This is a genomic window from Streptomyces sp. NPDC026394, from assembly GCF_055567735.1.
The window spans coordinates 26,387-44,021 of record NZ_JBVHPX010000014.1 but is presented as its reverse complement, the minus strand read 5'-3'; the positions used below and the strand labels follow the sequence as shown (position 1 = coordinate 44,021).

Genomic DNA, 17,635 nt, shown 5'->3' with positions numbered 1-17,635 from the left:
GCGGCGTCCCTTCCGTCGGCTGCCGGTGGCTAGTCGGTGCTGGCGACTGTACGGCTCAACGGCTCGGGGGGTGCGGATTCGGCGGTGCGGGATGCGGCGGTGCCGGTGCCTTTGCTGTCGTCCTTGCCGTCGCCGTCGCCGTCGCCGTCGCCGTCATCGCCTGCACCGCCGTCTCCCGCGGCTTCGGCGCCGTTCGCGGCGGCGGCGAGCCGGTCCTTGCGCTCCCGACGGGCCAGGACGAACCAGCCGACGGGCACGGCCGCGGCGAACAGCCACCACTGGACCGCGTAGGCCATGTGCGGGCCGATGCTGTCGTGGTCCGGCTCGGGCACCAGCTCGGGCGTGCCGCCGGGCGGGTCCGGCGCGGTCTGCTCGATGTAACCGCCGAGGACCGGCCGGTGCAGGGTTTCGGCCTGTTGCGCGCTGTTGATCAGCATGACCTGGCGGTCGGGCAGGCCGCGCTTGTCCTTGATGCCGCTGCCTTCGGTGGTCTCGTCCGCCATCATCCGGCCGGTGACGGTGACCCGGCCCTTGGGTGCGGCGGGGACGTCGGGGAAGCGGGTGAGGTCGTTGCCCGCGGCGATCCAGCCGCGGTTGACCAGGACGGTGCTGCCCTTGCGCGATCCCTGGTCCAGGACGAGTGGCGTCAGTACGTAGTAGCCGATGGTCTTCTCGTCGGCGGCGGTGCGCTGGCGGACCACGACCTCGTGCCGGGTGTCGTACGTGCCGGAGGCGGTGACCCGGCGCCACATGTCGTCGCGGGGCAGCGTCCGGCCGGGGGCGGTCAGGTCGGTGACCGGTACCGGGGCGGCGTGCAGGTTGTCCGCGATGAGCTGGTTCTGCGCGACCCGGTGTTCATGGCGGTGGTACTGCCAGAACCCCAGCTTGATCATGACGGGGATCAGGACGAGGCCCACGAGGGTGAGGATCACCCACTGCCGGGACAACAGGAAGCGGTACACCCCACGAGGGTACGACCGAGGCATCCGGCACCCCGCCGCCGGGGTCCGTCAGACCCGGTCGACGATGCCCGCCTGCCCCTCGGCGCGGGCGCAGTGGGCGCCGCAGAACCAGCGCCCGGCGGCCTCCACGCCCTGGCCGATGATCTGGCACCGGCAGTGCTCGCAGATCGGCGCCATGCGGTGGATGGCGCAGGAGAAGCAGTCGAAGACGTGCACCGCGCCCTGCGCGTGCACCTCGAACGTCATGCCGTATTCGTTTCCGCAGACCTCACAACGTGCCATGCGCCACAGCGTGCGGGTGCGGCGGGCGGCGGGGCGAGCCTGCGGCAGGTGTGTTGTGGGGCTTCACCCGGACGCAGGCGCCGGGGCCACGTCCTGGAGGAGCTGCATGAAGGCCGCCTCGTCGATCACCGGCGTGCCGAAGGAGGCGGCCTTGGCGGTCTTGGAGGTCCGGGCCTCCGGGTCGTTGGTGACCAGCAGGCTGGTCAGCCGGGAGACGCTGGTGGCCACGTGCAGTCCGGCCTCGATCGCGCGGTCCTCCAGCAGCTCGCGGTCGACGGAGGTGTCACCGGAGAACGCCACCCGCATCCCCTGCACCAGCCGGGCACCCGGCTCGTACCGTCCGGGGTTCGGGTACGGGCAGGCGGGCCGCTTGCGCGACGGGCGCCAGCTGGTGGGCCGGTAGGCGGCCGCGGCCGGCCGCTGCCGGGGCGCCGCCGGGCCGTCCGCCCACTCGGTGAGCGGCTGGCAGGCCAGCAGCGGCAGGCGCAGATTGGCCTGGGCGGCCAGCCGCAGACTGGGCCGGAACGCCTCCGCCAGCACCCGGGCGTCGTCGAGCGCGTGGTGGGCGTGCTGCTGGGTGACGCCGTAGTGCGCGGCGAGGGACTCCAGCTTGTGGTTGGGCAGCGGCAGCCGCAGCTCCTTGGAGAGCGCGATCGTGCACAGTCGCTGCCGTACGGGCGCCTCGGCCTCGGCGCGGGCGTACTCGCGGGCGATCATCGACCAGTCGAACATCGCGTTGTGGGCGACCAGGACGCGCCCTTCCAGCCGCTTCGACAGCTCGGGGACGATCTCCGGGAAGAGCGGCGCGGCGGCGAGCATGTCGCTCGTCAGACCGTGGATCCAGACCGGGCCCGGGTCCCGCTCCGGGTTGACGAGGGTGTACCAGTGGTCCTCGACCTCGCCGTGGACGTCGAGGCGGTACACGGCGGCGGAGACTATCCGGTCGTCGCGGGCCAGGCCGGTGGTCTCCACGTCGACGACCGCGTACCCCTGGGGATACGCGGCCGGCCAGGAGGCGGCCGCCTCCGGAGGGGACGGCTGCTGCCCGATCGCCGGGGTGATCGGGCGGGCTGCTGCCATACGGTCTTCGAGCATGGTCACTGAGGATACGGGCCCCCACTGACAGCGCCACCGCCCTCCCCGTACCGTCCGGCGCTCCGGTACCGTCCGCGTCCGTACGGGCGTGCGCGGACGGACGCGAACGGTGCGCCGCCGGCCGCCGGTTGGGCCCCGATCGAGGGACGCGGCGATGCGACGGCGCGCGGCCCTCTCCCGTGTGGCTCGGCCAACCGGGCCCCTCCTGTGGCGTTACGTCACAAAGGTCCGGTTCGGGAGGGGAGGGGTACGGTCCTGATGGTGCCCGTAGCTGACACTCCTTCTTACATACTTCTCGGTAACAACCCCTAGCGGGGGCCCCGTCGACGCCTTTATGGTGCCGACATGCCGCACCTGCCCGATGTCGTGCTGTGGTCCGTGCCCGCTTTCGTCGTCCTCACCGTGGTGGAGATGGTGAGCTACCGCCTCCATCCCGACGAGGACGCCGCCGGGTACGAGGCCAAGGACGCGGCGACGAGCGTCGGCATGGGACTGGGGAGCCTGGTCTTCGACGCGCTGTGGAAGATCCCGATCGTCGCCGTCTACTCGGCCGTCTACACGCTGACGCCGCTGCGCGTGCCCGTCCTGTGGTGGACGCTGCCGCTGATGCTGCTCGTCCAGGACTTCTTCTACTACTGGTCGCACCGCGGCCACCACGTCGTCCGCGTCCTGTGGGCGTGCCACGTCGTGCACCACTCCAGCGAGAAGTTCAACTTCACCACCGCGCTGCGCCAGCCCTGGACGACCTGGACGGTCTGGCCGTTCTACCTGCCGATGATCGTGCTCGGCGTGCACCCGGCCGCGGTCGCGTTCTGCTCGGGCGCCAACCTCGTCTACCAGTTCTGGGTGCACACCGAGCGCGTCGGCAAGCTGCCCAGGCCCTTCGAGTACGTCCTGAACACGCCCTCGCACCACCGGGTGCACCACGCCTCGCAGGGCGGCTACCTGGACCGCAACTTCGGCGGCATCCTCATCATCTGGGACCGGATGTTCGGCTCGTTCGTACCGGAGACGGACCGCCCCGTGTACGGCCTCACCAAGAACATCCACACCTTCAACCCGCTGCGCGTCGCCACCCACGAGTACGCGGCCATCGCGCGCGACGTCCGGGCGGCGGGTAGCTGGAGCGAGCGGGCCGGGCGGGTGTTCCGGGGGCCGGGGTGGCAGCCGGCGGGGTCCGTGGCCGGCAAGACCCCCGAGAAGGCCACCGGCAAGGCCACCGAGAAGACCGGGACCCCCGAGAGGGCCGGAGCCCCCGGGACCACCGAGCCCACCGGCGCCACGAAGGAGCCCGTAGCGTGACGACCGCCGCGCGCACCGCGCGGGTCCTGCTCGGAGCTTTCGCCGTGCTGACCGCCGTCCACCTCGGTGCACTGCTCGCCGGAACCACCACCGTCGTCCATCTGACCAAACCGGCCCTGATGCCGGTACTGGCCGGGTACGTGCTGGCCGCCGGAGCGCCCCGGCTGCTCGCCGTCGCGCTGCTCTTCGGCTGCGGCGGTGACACCCTCCTCCAGACCGGCGACGACGGGCTGTTCCTCGTCGGCATGGGCTCCTTCGCCGCCGGACACGTCTGCTACCTGGTCCTCCTCACCCGGCGCGGCGCCTTCCCGGGCGGGCTCCGGCGCTCCGGACCGCTCGCCGCCTGCTACGCGGCCGCCTGGCTCGGCTTCGTCGCCCTGCTGTGGCCCGGCCTGGCGGCGGACATGCGGCTGCCGGTCGCCGCGTACAGCCTGCTGCTCACCGCGACGGCCTTCAGTGCCCTGCGGCTCGGGCCGCGGGCCGCGCTCGGCGGGCTGCTCTTCCTGCTCTCCGACTCGCTGCTCGCCACCGGTCTGGCCCATTGGCGGCAGCCGCCCGCCGCCCAGTTCTGGGTGATGCTGACCTACGCGGCGGCTCAGTACGCGCTGGCCGACGGCGTACGGCGGACGTACACGGCAGGGGAGCGGACCGGGGACGCGGGTGCCCCGCAGACGTACGGTGAGGTGCGTAGTACCCCTGCCTGAGCCGGCCCGGCCCATACCGGCTTCCGTCCTGACCTGCGACGACGGCCGCGGACTTGAGTCTCCCACCGGGGGAGACCCGACAGTGGACGGCATGAACGAGGACGGCGACGGCCTGCTGACGATCGGCGCGCTGGCCCGGCTCACCGGAGTCACGGTGAAGACGGTCCGGCGCTGGTCCGACGAGGGCCTGCTGCCGCCCGCCGCCCGTACCCCCGCGGGCTACCGGCTGTACGGCCCCGACGCGCCCGCCCGCCTGGAGACCGTGCGCACCCTGCGCGAACTCGGCATCGGCACCGCGGAGATCCGCGCCGTCCTGCACAGCGAACGCACCGTCGCCGACACCGCCCGGCACTGGGCGGACGCGCTGGACGCGCAGATCCGCGCCCTGCGGCTGCGACGCGCCGTTCTGCTGGCGGTGGCCGCGCGGGGGACCGCAGCCGAGGAGCTACCGGACGTGCACCGACTGGCCCGCCTGACCGCCGCCGAACGGCGCCGCATCGTCGAGGAGTTCGTCACGGACGCTCTGGACGGCGTGGACGCCCCCGCCTACCGTGCCGGCCTGCTGGCCGCCGCCCCGGACCTGCCCGAGGACCCGGCGCCCGAGCAGCTCGGCGCCTGGATCGACCTCGCCGGGCACGTCCAGCGCCCCGAGGTGCGGGCCGCGCTGCGGCGGCTGGCCGAGTACAGCGGCCGCGTGACCCCCGCCGTACCGTCCGCGACGGCCGCCGAGGACGCGGCGCGCGTCGCCCACCTGATGCGCGAGCGCGGCGAGGCGGCCCTCGCTGCCGGTCTCGCCGCGGACTCACCGGCGGCGGAGCCCGTCGTGGCCGAGCTGGTCGCCGCCTGGCTGCCGACCCAAGCCGGTGGCGGTACGGCAGACCCGCCCGAGCGGGACGACGCCCGCGCGCGCCGCGCACTGCTGGAGCAACTGGAAGCCGCCGCCGAGCCGCACATCGAGCGGTACTGGCGGCTGATGTGCGCCGCCACCGGCCGCCCGCAGCCACCGCGTTGGGGCGCGGCGGGCGCCTGGACCGCCGCCGCGCTGCGTGCCCACCCCGAGCCCGGCCCCGGCCTTGTCCTGCCGCCCGTACCGGACGCGCAGCGCGCGCTGTACGTGTACGAGCGGGTGGCCGCACACGTCACCGCGCTGGTCGACGCCGTACCGGGGGAGGCGCTGGAGCGGCCCACGCCGTGCGACGGATGGACCGTACGGCAGCTCATCGACCACATGACGTGGGAGAACCTCATGATCACCGCGATCGCCCGGGACACGCCGCGCACCGACCAGGACGCCGACCACCTGGGCGCCGACCACGCCGCCGCCTTCCGGGACTCGGTGGCGGGGCTGCTGGCCGTCTTCACCGGCAGCGGGATGCTGGAGCGTACGTACGGTCCCTACGAGGCGCCCGGCGCGCTCTTCGCGCAGCAGGCCGCGGTGGAACTCCTCGCGCACGGCTGGGACCTGGCCCGCGCGCTCGGCGCGCCGACCGGTCTGGCGCCGGAGGTCGCCGACGAGGTGCTGGCGGCGGCCCGTGGCATCTACGGGGCGGCACCGCGCACGGAGGGCGGATCGTTCGCCCCGGAGCGGTCCGCGGCCGATGGAGCGAGCGGAGCGGACCGGCTGGCCGCCTACCTGGGCAGGTGAAGCGGAAACAGGGGTGGGGCCGGGCGGAGTGCCGCCCGGCCCCGTGCCCCGGGACCGTTCACCGGTCCGTCGGCCACGTCAGTCCTGGACCGCGTCCAGTGCGTCCACGATGCCGTAGCCGTAGTGGCCGTTGACGTGCTGCGTACCGGTGCACGTCTTGTCGGCGGTCGGGCAGCCCGGGTTGTCAGCCTGCATCTTCAGGAGCCACTGGATCTCCTGCGGGCTGGACTTGGGGTGGGTGCTCTTCAGCAGCGCCACGACGCCGGCCACGTGCGGGCTGGCCATCGAGGTGCCCTGGAGGTAGCCGTAGTCACCGCCGGGCATGGTCGACAGGATGCCGCCGTGCTTGGCGGGCAGCTCCGGGACCTGGCGGGAGTCGCCGCCCGGCGCCGCCACGTCGATCACGCCGTTGCCGTAGTTCGAGAAGTACGACTTCAGGCCCTTGACGCCCGTCGAGGCCACCGTGACGGTGCCCGGGAGCTGGGTCGGGACGTCCCAGCACTTCTTCGGGTCGATCGTCCGCGAGACCGGCGTGGAGTCGTTCGGGCTGGAGGTGTCGGTCAGCTGCGCCGCCGCCAGGTCCATGTTGGAGTTGCCGGCCGCGGCGACGTTCACCACGCCCTTGCCCTCGGCGTACTTGGCGGCCCGGCCGACGGCGTCCACGATGGCGCCCTGGTCCAGGTCGTCCTTGCAGTTGAACATCCACGGGTCGACGTAGTAGCTGTTGTTCGTCACCTTGGCGCCGTGGTCGGCCGCGAAGACGAAGGCGCACACCACGCTCTCGGCGTAGAACAGGCTGGTCTGCGGCTCGCTGACCTTGATGGCGGAGAGCTTCACGCCCGGCGCCACACCGGCCACGCCCACGCCGTTACGGGCGGCGGCGATGGTGCCCGCGACGTGCGTGCCGTGGTAGTCCTCGGCCGGGTCGTACGGACGCCAGGCGCCGGGGGAGGTGTCCGGCACGCCGCCCACGCAGTTCGCGGACTGCTTGGGGGCGAAGTTGGCCTTCAGGTCCGGGTGGGTGTCGTCCACACCGGTGTCGATGACCGCGACGGTGACCTTCTTGCTGCCCTCGTCGATCTTCGCGGCCTTGTCGGCCTTGATCGCGGGGATGTCCCACTGGAGCGGCTCCAGCGGCTCCTTGTCGTCGCCCGCGGCGTTGGCCACGCGGGCCGCCTTGGCCGCCTTGTCGGCGGTGAGGCGCTCGACCTTCTGGGGCTTGCCGACGTCCGTGGTGGCGGACGCCTTCAGCGGGGTCGTACGGGTGGCGCCGGCGGACTGCACGCCCGGCGCCTTGCGTATGGTGGCCGCGAAGAGCGGGTTCGCCGAGTGGACGACGATCACGCCTATCTTCTCGTGGGCGACGATCACCTTGCCGCCGGCCGCCTTGATCGCCTTCGTGACCTTGCCGACCGAGGCGTGGCCCGGCGTGGCGTTCACGACGTACGAGAGCTGCGGTCCGTCAGCGGTGGCGGCGGCCGCCGGGGCCGCGTCCTGGGACGCGGCGGTGGCCGCGGCCGGCAGGAAGCCGAGGGATGCCGTCAGAGCCAGACCGAGCGGCACGGCAAGCGCCCGCACCCGTCTGGATCGGGGATGCGCCATGGGTACTCCACATCATCCGTAAGACCGCCCGTACGCCGATTGCGCACGGGCAGGTGCATACCGCCGTCCGGGGGAATGGCCCCCACGCGCGGCAAGTCCCCGTGAAGTTATCCGTGTCGACCACGGAACATCAATGGATCAGGGAGAAAACCTGTCACAAGCCGCGGATTGATGCCCCGTCAGGCACTGGCGTCACGAACGGGTCGCGGAGCCTCAGGACTCGCGCCGCAGCGCCGCCAGGCTCAGCGGCGGCAGCACCGGCCGGTGGCCGTACCAACGGCCCGGTGCCCGTCCGCACGGGCCGCCGCCGGGCCGGGGGCGCGGCGACGGGAGCGGGCAGCCGCGCGGTTCCGTACGGGCGGCGGCCCGGGTCCGGGGGCTCGGTGTGCGGTGTGGACATCACACTCTGCCCGACGAACGGGCCCGGCCGCGGTGGCGGCCGGCACCCGTGCTTCCTGCGGAATTCAACCAACCAACCTCTGTCCCTTCGGATGCTGCCCCTCTACGATGCGTGATCCGGATCACTTACGCACCCTTTACCGCCGGGCTCCGCCGTCCGCCCTACGCCACCAGGAGATTCCGTGAGCACCGCACCACCGCCCACCGGCCCGGGGCCGCACCGGCCGCCGGACTTCGCCGAGGTCCAGGCGAGCGAGGAGTTCGGCGAACTGCGCCGTTCGTACCGTTCGTTCGCCTTTCCGCTCACCGTCGCCTTCATCCTCTGGTACCTGCTGTACGTGCTGCTCTCCAGCTACGCGGGCGGCTTCATGGGCACCAAGGTCTTCGGCAACGTCAACGTCGCCTTCGTGCTCGGCATCGCGCAGTTCGTGACCACCTTCCTCATCGCCTGGTGGTACGCCCGGCACGCCGCCGCGAAGCTGGACCCCAAGGCCGAGGCGATCAAGTCCCGGGTGGAGGGTGACGCATGAGCGCGACCGAGCGGATCACCGCCGGCACGGGACGGCTCGCCGACGGCGCCGCCCAGCTCGCCGCGGGCGGCGCGGGCGAGCACCGGACGCTGATCATCACCCTGTTCGCGGTCTTCGTCGCCGCGACGCTGGGCATCACCGTCTGGGCCGGGCGGCAGACCAAGGGCGCGGAGGACTTCTACGCGGGCGGCCGCCAGTTCAGCGGTTTCCAGAACGGCCTGGCGATCTCCGGCGACTACATGTCCGCCGCGTCCTTCCTCGGCATCGCCGGAGCCATCGCCCTCTTCGGTTACGACGGTTTCCTGTACTCCATCGGCTTCCTCGTCGCCTGGCTCGTGGCGCTGCTGCTGGTGGCCGAACCGCTGCGCAACTCGGGCCGGTTCACCATGGGCGACGTGCTCGCCTACCGGATGCGCCAGCGCCCGGTGCGCACCGCCGCCGGTGTCTCCACCATCATCGTCTCGATCTTCTACCTGCTCGCCCAGATGGCGGGCGCGGGCGCCCTGGTCACGCTGCTGCTCGGCATCACCAGCGAGACCGGCAAGATCCTGGTCGTCGTGCTGGTCGGCATCGTGATGATCCTGTACGTGTCCATCGGCGGCATGAAGGGCACCACCTGGGTCCAGATGGTCAAGGCCGTGCTGCTGATCGCGGGCACCCTGCTCATCACGTTCCTGGTGATGCTCAAGTTCAACTTCAACATCTCCACGCTCCTGGGCCGGGCGGCCGAGGAGAGCGGCAAGGGCGCCGCCTTCCTGGAGCCGGGCCTGAAGTACGGCGTGACCGCCACCTCGAAGATCGACTTCATCTCGCTGGGCATCGCCCTGGTCCTGGGCACGGCCGGACTGCCGCACATCCTGATCCGCTTCTACACCGTGCCCACCGCCAAGGCCGCCCGGAAGTCGGTGAACTGGGCGATCGGCATCATCGGCGTCTTCTACCTGATGACCATCGCGCTGGGCTTCGGCGCCGCCGCCCTGATCAAGCCCGCCACGATCATCGCGTCCAACAAGGCGGGCAACACGGCCGCCCCGCTGCTCGCCCAGGAGATCGGCGGCGGCGCCGACTCCACCGGCGGCGCGATCCTGCTCGCGGTGATCTCCGCGGTGGCCTTCGCGACCATCCTCGCCGTCGTCGCCGGACTCACCCTCGCCTCGTCCTCGTCCTTCGCGCACGACCTGTACGTCAACGTCATCCGCAAGGGGCAGGCCACCGAGAAGGAAGAGGTGTCCGCGGCCCGCTGGGCGACCGTCGGCATCGGTGCCGTCGCCATCGTCCTCGGCGTCTTCGCGCGCGGCCTGAACGTCGCGGGCCTGGTGGCCCTCGCCTTCGCCGTCGCGGCCTCCGCCAACCTGCCGACGATCCTCTACAGCCTGTTCTGGAAGCGGTTCACCACCCAGGGCGCGCTGTGGTCCATCTACGGCGGCCTGGCCTCCTCCGTCCTGCTGGTGCTCTTCTCACCGGTCGTCTCCGGCAAGCCGACCTCGATGTTCCCCGGCGTGGACTTCCACTTCTTCCCCCTGGAGAACCCGGGCCTGATCTCCATCCCGCTGGGCTTCCTGCTCGGCTGGCTGGGCTCGCTGCTGTCCAAGGAGGAGCCGGACGTGCAGAAGTACGCCGAACTGGAGGTCCGCTCCCTGACCGGCACCGGAGCGCACTGACCGCGGCGCTCCGTACGTCCGTAGCCATCCGTACGTCCGTACCGACGGCGGGCGGGGCGACGTCGTAGCTCCCTACGACGTCGCCGCGCCCGCCTCGTGACATCTCACCCGTGCTCGCTGTCAGACCCATCGCGTAGGCTCGAAAGCGAACTGATCGGACTCGGGCTGGGGGCTTCAGTGCTCATCGACACATTCGGGCGCGTGGCCACCGACCTGCGCGTATCGCTGACCGATCGGTGCAACCTGCGCTGCACGTACTGCATGCCGGAAGAGGGCCTGCAGTGGCTCGCCAAGCCCGACCTGCTCACCGACGACGAGATCGTCCGCCTGATCCGTACAGCCGTGACCGACCTGGGCGTCGAAGAGGTCCGCTTCACCGGCGGCGAGCCGCTGCTGCGCCCCGGGCTCGTCGGCATCGTGGAGCGCGTCGCCGCCCTGGAGAACCGCCCCCGGATGTCGCTGACCACCAACGGCATCGGCCTGGAGCGCACGGCCACGGCCCTGCGCGCCGCGGGACTGGACCGCGTCAACGTCTCCCTCGACACGCTGCGCCCGGACGTCTTCCGCGCCCTGACCCGCCGCAAGCGCCACGAGGACGTGCTGCGCGGCCTGGAGGCGGCCCGCGCCGCCGGTCTCACCCCGGTCAAGGTCAACAGCGTCCTGATGCCCGGCTTCAACGACGACGAGGCGCCCGACCTGCTGGCCTGGGCGATCGCCCACGACTACGAGCTGCGGTTCATCGAACAGATGCCGCTCGACGCCCAGCACGGCTGGAAGCGCACGGGCATGATCACCGCCGGTGACATCCTCGCCTCGCTGCGCACCCGCTTCACGCTGACCCCCGAGGGCCAGGAGGAGCGCGGCTCGGCGCCCGCCGAGCGCTGGACCGTGGACGGCGGCCCGCACCGCGTCGGCGTCATCGCCTCCGTCACCCGCCCGTTCTGCCGCGCCTGCGACCGTACGCGGCTCACCGCCGACGGACAGATCCGTACGTGCCTGTTCGCCACCGAGGAGACGGACCTGCGGGCGGCACTGCGCTCCGACGCCCCGGACGCGGAGATCGCGCGCATATGGAAGCAGGCGATGTGGGGCAAGAAGGCCGGGTCGGGTTTGGACGACCCGTCGTTCCTCCAGCCCGCGCGCCCGATGTCGGCGATCGGCGGCTGACCGCGGCCCTGGGCGGGTGCCGGCCGCGTCCCGGCCGGAACTGACCGAGGCCCGGACTGGAGGGCCGCGGCCGGACCGGAACTGACCGAGGCCCGAACCGGGGCTGACCGCAACGCAAACCGGGCTGACCGCGGTTGATCGCGGCCCGGACCGGCCGACGGAAGCCCCTCGCCCGTACCGGCTGTGCCAGAGGACGGACCAATGGCGGCAGTCGGCCACCGGCCGGGGCAGCCGTCGACAGCTCCGGGCACCGACCGGGCGATCAGCCGTCGGCCGGGTCCCCGCCCTCGGCCGGGCGGTCGGCGGCGCCCTTCTCCCACTCCTCCAGCGTCACGACATCCTTCAGGAACCCGCGCAGACCGAGGAAGTGGGACAACTGCTCGCGGTGCTCCTCGCAGGCGAGCCAGGTCTTGCGGCGCTCGGGCGTGTGCAGCTTCGGGTTGTTCCAGGCCAGCACCCACACCGCGTCGGCGCGGCAGCCCTTGGCCGAGCAGACCGGGGTTCCGGCCGCGGCTTCCGGCGCCCCGCCGGCCGTGCCGGGGAGACCGGGAAAGCCCGGCAGACCCGGGAAGTGCGGTGGTGCGGCATCGCCGGAGGAGGCGGAATTCGGGGCGTCAGGGGAGTTCACAGCCTCAACCCTACGTCGCCGCCGGAGCGGACATGGCGACGCCGGGCAGCCACGGGGGGAGCCGCCCGGCGTCGGTCCGTCGCTCCGACGGGGGATGCGGAGCGCGTACGCAGTATGTCACGCGAGAGTGGGCCCGGTGCACCGGAACCGCATGATTGATCTGAGCTTTTCTTGAGCTTTGCAGATCACGCTCGGCTCAACTCGGCTCCCGCCGCGGCCCGTCCGCTTCCGGCCCGGCCGCTTCCGGGACCGGTTCCGCCGGGCCGGCGGTGCTCCCGGGGCCCAGCATCGGCCGGGTGGGAGCCGGTATGAAGGTGGACGGCAGTGAACGTACGTTCTCCCGCCCCGCGTTGGCGATGACGACCGCGACGTACGGCAGCAGGATGCCCAGCGCCAGTGTGGCGATGGCCACGTGACGCTCGATGTTCCAGAGCACGGCGGTGAGCACGACGGCCACCGTCCGCAGCGACATCGAGATCACATAGCGCCGCTGCCGGCCCCGCACATCCTCGGTCAGCCCCTGCCGCGCTCCCGTGATCCGGAAGGCCTGGGTGCCGGTCTGCTTCCGCATCACGTTCCACCACCTGCTTGTCGTGCCGGATTCTCCCCGGTTCCGCACCGCTCCCACGTTACGCCGCGCCTGCGCCGCCTTCGAGACCGGGGCGCGATACGCCGTGGCCGGGTCCGCACCGCCGACCCGCGTACGGTCCGCTCCGGCGTGCGGCGTAGCCGGTCCGGGGCGAAACTGGCTGGGCACGCTCACGTGCGCGCGCCGCATTAGGAGGCGACATGACCTGGTTGTGGGCAATCATCGTCGGCCTGGTCCTGGGCCTGATCGCCAAGGCGATCCTCCCGGGCAAGCAGCAGATCCCGCTGTGGCTGACCGTGGTCTTCGGCATGCTCGGCAGCGTCCTGGGCAACTGGCTGGCCACCGGCATCGGGGTGAACGACACCAAGGGCATCGACTGGACGCGGCACCTGCTGCAACTGGTCGGAGCGGTCGTGGTGGTCGCCATCGGCGACCGGCTCTGGACGGCCATCCGCGGGCACGGGAGAGAAACGACCTGACCGGCCCCGAACGCGGAACGGCCGGTGCGCACAGCATGCGCACCGGCCGTCGCCGTACCCGGGGGCGGAACGTTCGTCCGCGCGCCCCGGTCCGTAACGATTAGCGGCCTTCGAGCTGCGCCAGCTTGCGGCCGGCCTTCAGGTAGGCCGCGCCGGACAGACCGGCGAGCTGTTCGGCCAGGACCTCGCCCAGCGGCCGGATCACCTCGGACTCGGCGAGCGTCAGCGTCTGCTGGCCCTCCGGGGCCTCCACGACCAGGCGCAGCGCGTTCTGCTTGGCCAGCCGCCGGGCCGCCGAGGCGCTCGGCGTGAACTCCAGGACCTTGGTCAGGACCGTGGCCACCGTCTCCGCGCCGTGCTCGGCGACGTCCACCGCCGGCAGGGTGCCGACGTCGGCGAAGGACTTCTTGGAGAACTGCGCCACGAACCCGGCGCGCGCGGCCATCGCCGCCTCCAGCCCGTACAGCGCCGTCACGACCTCGCCCGCCAGGATCTTCTTCAGGTCCATCGGGTGCAGCGTCTTGTCCGCCACCCGGCCCAGCGCGACGGCGATCTCCTCGTCCGTCCACTCCGTCCACGCCTTCAGGTACGGCTCCATCAGCCGGTCCGGCACCGACATGATCTTGCCGAAGACGTCGTCGGCGGGGGCGCTCAGCCCCACGTAGTTGCCCTTGGACTTGGACATCTTGGCGCCGGTGCCGTCGGTGCCCTCGATCAGCGGCATCGTGACGACGAGCTGCGGCCGCTGCCCGCGCAGCTCCATGAGCTTGCGGCCCATCTGGAGGTTGAGCAGTTGGTCGGCGCCGCCCAGCTCCACGTCGCACTCCAGCGCCACCGAGTCCAGGCCCTGCGCGACCGGGTACAGCAGCTCCGTCATCGTCAGCCCGGAGCCGGACGCGAGGCGGTTCCTGAAGTCCTCGCGCTGGAGCAGTTGCGAGACCGGCACCTGGGCGAGCAGGCCCAGCAGCTCGGGGAAGGTGTACGGCGCCAGCCACTCGCTGTTCTGCCGGAAGCTGACCTTCTCGAAGTCGAAGAACGGCCGGACCTGGTCGCGGTAGCTGGCCAGGTTGGCGGCGATGTCCTCGTCGGTCAGCGGCGGGCGCTCGGCGGTACGGCCCGACGGGTCGCCGATCTTGGCGGTGAAGTCACCGATGATCAGCGTCACGTCGTGCCCGAGCCGCTGGAACCGGCTCAGGATGATCAGCGGCACCGCGTGCCCGAGGTGCACGTCGGTGGCGGTCGGGTCGATGCCCAGCTTGATGTGCAGACCCCGGCCCGCGGCGCGGCGCTCCTCGATCCGCTCGGCGAGCCGGTCCACACCCGGCAGCACCTCGACGGTACGGGAGGCGATCAGCTCGGCCTGTTCCTTGGCGGGCAGGTCCGTCAGGTCGAGATAGCGCCGCTCGCCCGTCTCCTTGAGCAGCTCCGCGACGGTGGCGTCGGCGGAGAGGTCTGCGGAGAGCAGCGAGCTGGCGCGGGCGACGGATTCGCCGAGGCGTGTCATGGCGTTCCTGATCGGTCGGTGTTCCCGTACGGGAGGACAGAGGGAGAGTCTATTAGAGCCGCCGCGCGGCCCCGGTGGAGCCCGTGGCCGGGCCCGTCGGGCGTCCGCCCGGCCCGGCCACGGGCCCCACCGACGTCACACCCCCGGACTGACCGAACTCATGTTGAAGTCCGGGACGCGCAGGGCCGGCATCGCCGCGCGGGTGAAGTAGTCGCTCCACTCCCGCGGCAGCGTGCGCTCCGTACGGCCCGCCTCCACCGCCCGCCCCAGCAGGTCCACCGGCGACTCGTTGAACCGGAAGTTGTTGACCTCACCGGTCACCTCGCCGTTCTCGACCAGGTAGACGCCGTCCCGGGTCAGCCCGGTGAGCAGCAGCGTCGCCGGGTCCACCTCGCGGATGTACCACAGGCACGTCAGCAGCAGCCCCCGCTCGGTGCCCGCCACCATCTCCTCCAGCGACCGGCTGCCGCCGCCCTCCAGCATCAGGTTGTCCACTCCCGGAGCCACCGGCAGCCCGGTCAGCCCGGCGCTGTGCCGGGTGGTCACCAGCCGCCGCAGCTCACCGTCGCGGACCCAGTCGGTCGGCTCCAGGGGCAGCCCGTTGTCGAAGACGGAGGCGTCGTCACCGGAGGCGTGGGCCAGTACGAACGGCGCGCACTCCAGGCCGGGGGCGCCCGGGTCGCTGCGCAGCGTCAGCGGCAGCTCCGCGACCTTCGACCCGACGAGAGTCTCGCCGCCGGGCCGCGAGAAGACCGTACGGCCCTCCGCGGCATCCCGGCCCGTCGCCGACCACTGCTGGTACACGAGCAGGTCGGCGACGGCGGACGGCGGCAGCAGCGTCTCGTACCGCCCGGCCGGCAGCTCGACGCGGCGCGCCGCCCAGCCGAGCCGGGTGGCCAGCTCCGCGTCCATGGCCAGCGGGTCCGTGTCACGGAAGTCACGCGTCGACAGCCCCGTCCAGGCGGACCGGGTGCGGTCCGGGGACTTGGCGTTCAGCTCCAGCGTCCCGGTGGGCTGGTCGTGCCGCAGCCGCAGCCCCGTGGACGAGCCGAGGTAGGACGACACGACCTCGTGGAACGCGAACCCGTACAGCTCACGTCCCCCGTCCCTGGCCCGTTTGAACGACTCGCCCAGCGCCGGCGCGAAGGCGTCGAAGACCGCGGAGGACGTCTCGGCGGGGGCATCGGTGAAGTCCGGCGCCGGCGGCGCACCGGAAACCAGCGGCACGGCGTCCTCGGCGGGCCCGGCCGCCCGGGCGGCCGCCTCCGCCTCCCGCACCAGCGGCTCCAGATCGGCGGCGGTCACCGCGGCCCGCGACACCACGCCGGACGCGGTGCCCTGACCGCCGTCGACGGTGGCGACGACGGTCAGCGACCGCCCACGGGTGACACCGTTCGTCGTCAGCGCGTTGCCCGCCCAGCGCAGATGGGCACTGGACCGCTCCTCGGCGATGACCACACACCCGTCGGCCCGGGACAGCTCCAGGGCCCGCTCGACGATCTCGTGGGGCGCGTTCCCCCGCGGCGTACGACTCCTCATCGGCCCGCCTCCTGTGCCGTGTTCAAGATACTGACGCCGGTGAACAGCGCCGCCGGACACCCGTGCGACACCGCCGCGATCTGCCCCGGCTGCGCCTTCCCGCAGTTGAAGGCCCCTCCGAGGACGTACGTTTCCGGTCCTCCGACGGCCGCCATCGATCCCCAGAACTCCGTGGTGCTTCCCTGATAGGCAACGTCCCGGAGCTGCCCGCAAAGGCGGCCGTTCCGGATGAGATATGCCCTCTGCTGGGTGAACTGGAAGTTGTACCGCTGCATGTCGATCGACCAGGACCGGTCCCCGACGACGTAAATGCCGTGCTCCACCCCGGAGATCAGGTCGCGGGTGGACGGGCCCTTCGGGGCGGGTTGCAGGGACACGTTGGCCATGCGCTGGACGGGGACGTGGGCGGGGGAGTCGGCGAACGCGCAGCCGTTGGAGCGGGGGGAGCCGGTGAGGGCGGCGGTGCGGCGGTCGAGTTGGTAGCCGACGAGGGTGCCGTTCCTGATCAGGTCCCAGGACTGGGCGGCGACGCCCTCGTCGTCGTAGCCGATGGTCGCCAGGCCGTGCTCGGCGGTGCGGTCGCCGGTCACGTTCATCACCTCGGAGCCGTACGCCAGCGTGCCGAGCTGGTCGAAGGTGGCGAAGGAGGTGCCCGCGTACGCCGCTTCGTAGCCCAGCGCGCGGTCCAGCTCGGTGGCGTGGCCGATCGACTCGTGGATGGTCAGCCACAGGTTGGACGGGTCGACGACCAGGTCGTAGCGGCCGGGTTCGACGCCCGGCGCGCGCAGCTTCTCGGCGAGGTGGTCCGGCATCCGGTCCAGCTCGGCGGCCCAGTCGTAACTGCCGTCGGTCAGGTACTCCCAGCCGCGGCCCACCGGCGGGGCGAGGGTGCGCATCGAGTCGAACTCGCCGGTCGCCGGGTCCACGGCCACCGCCGTCAGCTGCGGTTGCAGCCGTACCCGCTGCTGGGTGGTGCCGGTGCCCGCGGTGTCCGCGTAGAACTTGTTCTCCTGGACGGTCATCAGCGAGGCGTCCGCGTGTGCCACGCCCGGTGCGGCCAGCAGCCGGGCGCTCCACTCCGCCAGCAGGCCGGTCTTGTCGGCGTCCGGTACGTCGAACGGGTTGATCTCGTACGAGGAGATCCATGTACGGTCCGGATAGGCGGGTTCGTCCGCCAGCTCGACCCGTTCGGTGGCGCCCGCCGCCTCGATGACCTTGGCGGACAGCTTCGCCATCGCCACCGCCTGCCCGGCCACCCGCGCCGCGGCGTCCATCGTCAGGTCGACGCCGGACGCGAACCCCCAGGCCCCGTTGTGCACCACGCGCACCGCGTAGCCCAGGTCCGTGGTGTCGGACGCCTCCGAGGGCCGGGCGTCCCGCAACCGCCAGGACGCGCTGCGCACCCGTTCCAGGCGGAAGTCCGCATGGGTGGCGCCCAGCGCGCGGGCCCGCGCCAGCGCGGCGTCGGCCAGCGCGTGGAGCGGCAGCGCGAGGAAGGTCTCGTCGATCGAACGAGGTGTGACAGGCAAGGCGTCCTCCCGTGGTCG

16 protein-coding genes are annotated in these 17,635 nt (G+C 72.2%); 7 read left to right on the top strand and 9 right to left on the bottom strand.

Annotated elements, in window-relative coordinates:
• Positions 1-29: 29 nt before the first annotated feature.
• The 3 genes from ACZ4QV_RS28105 to ACZ4QV_RS28095 all read right to left on the bottom strand — a co-directional run bounded on the left by ACZ4QV_RS28105 (position 30) and on the right by ACZ4QV_RS28095 (position 2,339).
• Positions 30-962 carry an SURF1 family cytochrome oxidase biogenesis protein gene (locus ACZ4QV_RS28105; protein ID WP_361638918.1) on the bottom strand — a complete coding sequence of 311 codons (933 nt, stop codon included), beginning with the start codon at positions 960-962 and terminating at the stop codon, positions 30-32.
• 48 nt (positions 963-1,010) lie between these two features.
• Complete coding sequence (locus ACZ4QV_RS28100; protein ID WP_063726112.1) at positions 1,011-1,244, bottom strand: hypothetical protein; 234 nt, start codon at positions 1,242-1,244, stop codon at positions 1,011-1,013.
• 63 nt (positions 1,245-1,307) lie between these two features.
• Complete coding sequence (locus ACZ4QV_RS28095; RefSeq protein WP_361638916.1) at positions 1,308-2,339, bottom strand: DEDDh family exonuclease; 1,032 nt, start codon at positions 2,337-2,339, stop codon at positions 1,308-1,310.
• 345 nt (positions 2,340-2,684) lie between these two features.
• Here ACZ4QV_RS28095 and ACZ4QV_RS28090 point away from each other — a divergent pair, with 345 nt between their 5' ends.
• The 3 genes from ACZ4QV_RS28090 to ACZ4QV_RS28080 all read left to right on the top strand — a co-directional run bounded on the left by ACZ4QV_RS28090 (position 2,685) and on the right by ACZ4QV_RS28080 (position 5,990).
• Positions 2,685-3,641 (top strand): sterol desaturase family protein, encoded by a 957-nt coding sequence (locus ACZ4QV_RS28090; RefSeq protein WP_361638914.1) that lies wholly within the window; start codon positions 2,685-2,687, stop codon positions 3,639-3,641.
• Entirely contained in the window at positions 3,638-4,345 is a 708-nt protein-coding gene (locus ACZ4QV_RS28085) for a lysoplasmalogenase (RefSeq protein WP_361142254.1), read from the top strand. The genes ACZ4QV_RS28090 and ACZ4QV_RS28085 overlap by 4 nt, the downstream gene beginning before the upstream one ends.
• Before the next feature lie 91 nt (positions 4,346-4,436).
• Positions 4,437-5,990 carry a TIGR03086 family metal-binding protein gene (locus ACZ4QV_RS28080; protein ID WP_467763561.1) on the top strand — a complete coding sequence of 518 codons (1,554 nt, stop codon included), beginning with the start codon at positions 4,437-4,439 and terminating at the stop codon, positions 5,988-5,990.
• Positions 5,991-6,068: 78 nt separating this feature from the next.
• Here the strand turns inward: ACZ4QV_RS28080 and ACZ4QV_RS28075 are convergent, their stop codons facing one another.
• Entirely contained in the window at positions 6,069-7,592 is a 1,524-nt protein-coding gene (locus ACZ4QV_RS28075) for a S8 family peptidase (protein WP_361142250.1), read from the bottom strand.
• A 581-nt stretch (positions 7,593-8,173) separates the two neighbouring features.
• Here ACZ4QV_RS28075 and ACZ4QV_RS28070 point away from each other — a divergent pair.
• From ACZ4QV_RS28070 to moaA, 3 genes are all read left to right on the top strand, one after another.
• Positions 8,174-8,521 carry a DUF485 domain-containing protein gene (locus ACZ4QV_RS28070; protein WP_467763560.1) on the top strand — a complete coding sequence of 116 codons (348 nt, stop codon included), beginning with the start codon at positions 8,174-8,176 and terminating at the stop codon, positions 8,519-8,521.
• Positions 8,518-10,182: a solute symporter family protein gene (locus ACZ4QV_RS28065; RefSeq protein WP_361142244.1), complete on the top strand. Its 1,665-nt coding sequence runs from the start codon at positions 8,518-8,520 to the stop codon at positions 10,180-10,182. The genes ACZ4QV_RS28070 and ACZ4QV_RS28065 overlap by 4 nt, the downstream gene beginning before the upstream one ends.
• Before the next feature lie 177 nt (positions 10,183-10,359).
• Positions 10,360-11,349 (top strand): GTP 3',8-cyclase MoaA, encoded by a 990-nt coding sequence (moaA, locus tag ACZ4QV_RS28060; protein ID WP_361142241.1) that lies wholly within the window; start codon positions 10,360-10,362, stop codon positions 11,347-11,349.
• A 262-nt stretch (positions 11,350-11,611) separates the two neighbouring features.
• Here the strand turns inward: moaA and ACZ4QV_RS28055 are convergent, their stop codons facing one another.
• Positions 11,612-11,911, bottom strand: a complete 300-nt coding sequence (locus tag ACZ4QV_RS28055; protein ID WP_361145090.1) for a hypothetical protein — start codon at positions 11,909-11,911, stop codon at positions 11,612-11,614.
• A gap of 262 nt (positions 11,912-12,173) precedes the next feature.
• The gene (locus ACZ4QV_RS28050; RefSeq protein WP_467763559.1) at positions 12,174-12,548 is read right to left on the bottom strand and encodes a DUF3099 domain-containing protein; all 375 of its coding nucleotides are present in this window, start codon (positions 12,546-12,548) and stop codon (positions 12,174-12,176) included.
• 218 nt (positions 12,549-12,766) lie between these two features.
• Here ACZ4QV_RS28050 and ACZ4QV_RS28045 point away from each other — a divergent pair, with 218 nt between their 5' ends.
• Entirely contained in the window at positions 12,767-13,045 is a 279-nt protein-coding gene (locus ACZ4QV_RS28045) for a GlsB/YeaQ/YmgE family stress response membrane protein (protein ID WP_361142235.1), read from the top strand.
• Positions 13,046-13,145: 100 nt separating this feature from the next.
• Here ACZ4QV_RS28045 and tyrS read toward each other — a convergent pair whose 3' ends face one another.
• The 3 genes from tyrS to ACZ4QV_RS28030 form a co-directional block, all read right to left on the bottom strand.
• A complete protein-coding gene (gene tyrS / locus ACZ4QV_RS28040) occupies positions 13,146-14,549 on the bottom strand; it encodes a tyrosine--tRNA ligase (RefSeq protein ID WP_361142232.1) in 1,404 nt (467 codons plus the stop codon).
• A 135-nt stretch (positions 14,550-14,684) separates the two neighbouring features.
• Positions 14,685-16,088: a metallopeptidase TldD-related protein gene (locus ACZ4QV_RS28035; protein WP_361878309.1), complete on the bottom strand. Its 1,404-nt coding sequence runs from the start codon at positions 16,086-16,088 to the stop codon at positions 14,685-14,687.
• Positions 16,085-17,617 carry a TldD/PmbA family protein gene (locus tag ACZ4QV_RS28030; RefSeq protein WP_361617231.1) on the bottom strand — a complete coding sequence of 511 codons (1,533 nt, stop codon included), beginning with the start codon at positions 17,615-17,617 and terminating at the stop codon, positions 16,085-16,087. Before ACZ4QV_RS28030 ends, ACZ4QV_RS28035 begins: the two co-directional genes overlap by 4 nt.
• Positions 17,618-17,635: the final 18 nt, after the last annotated feature.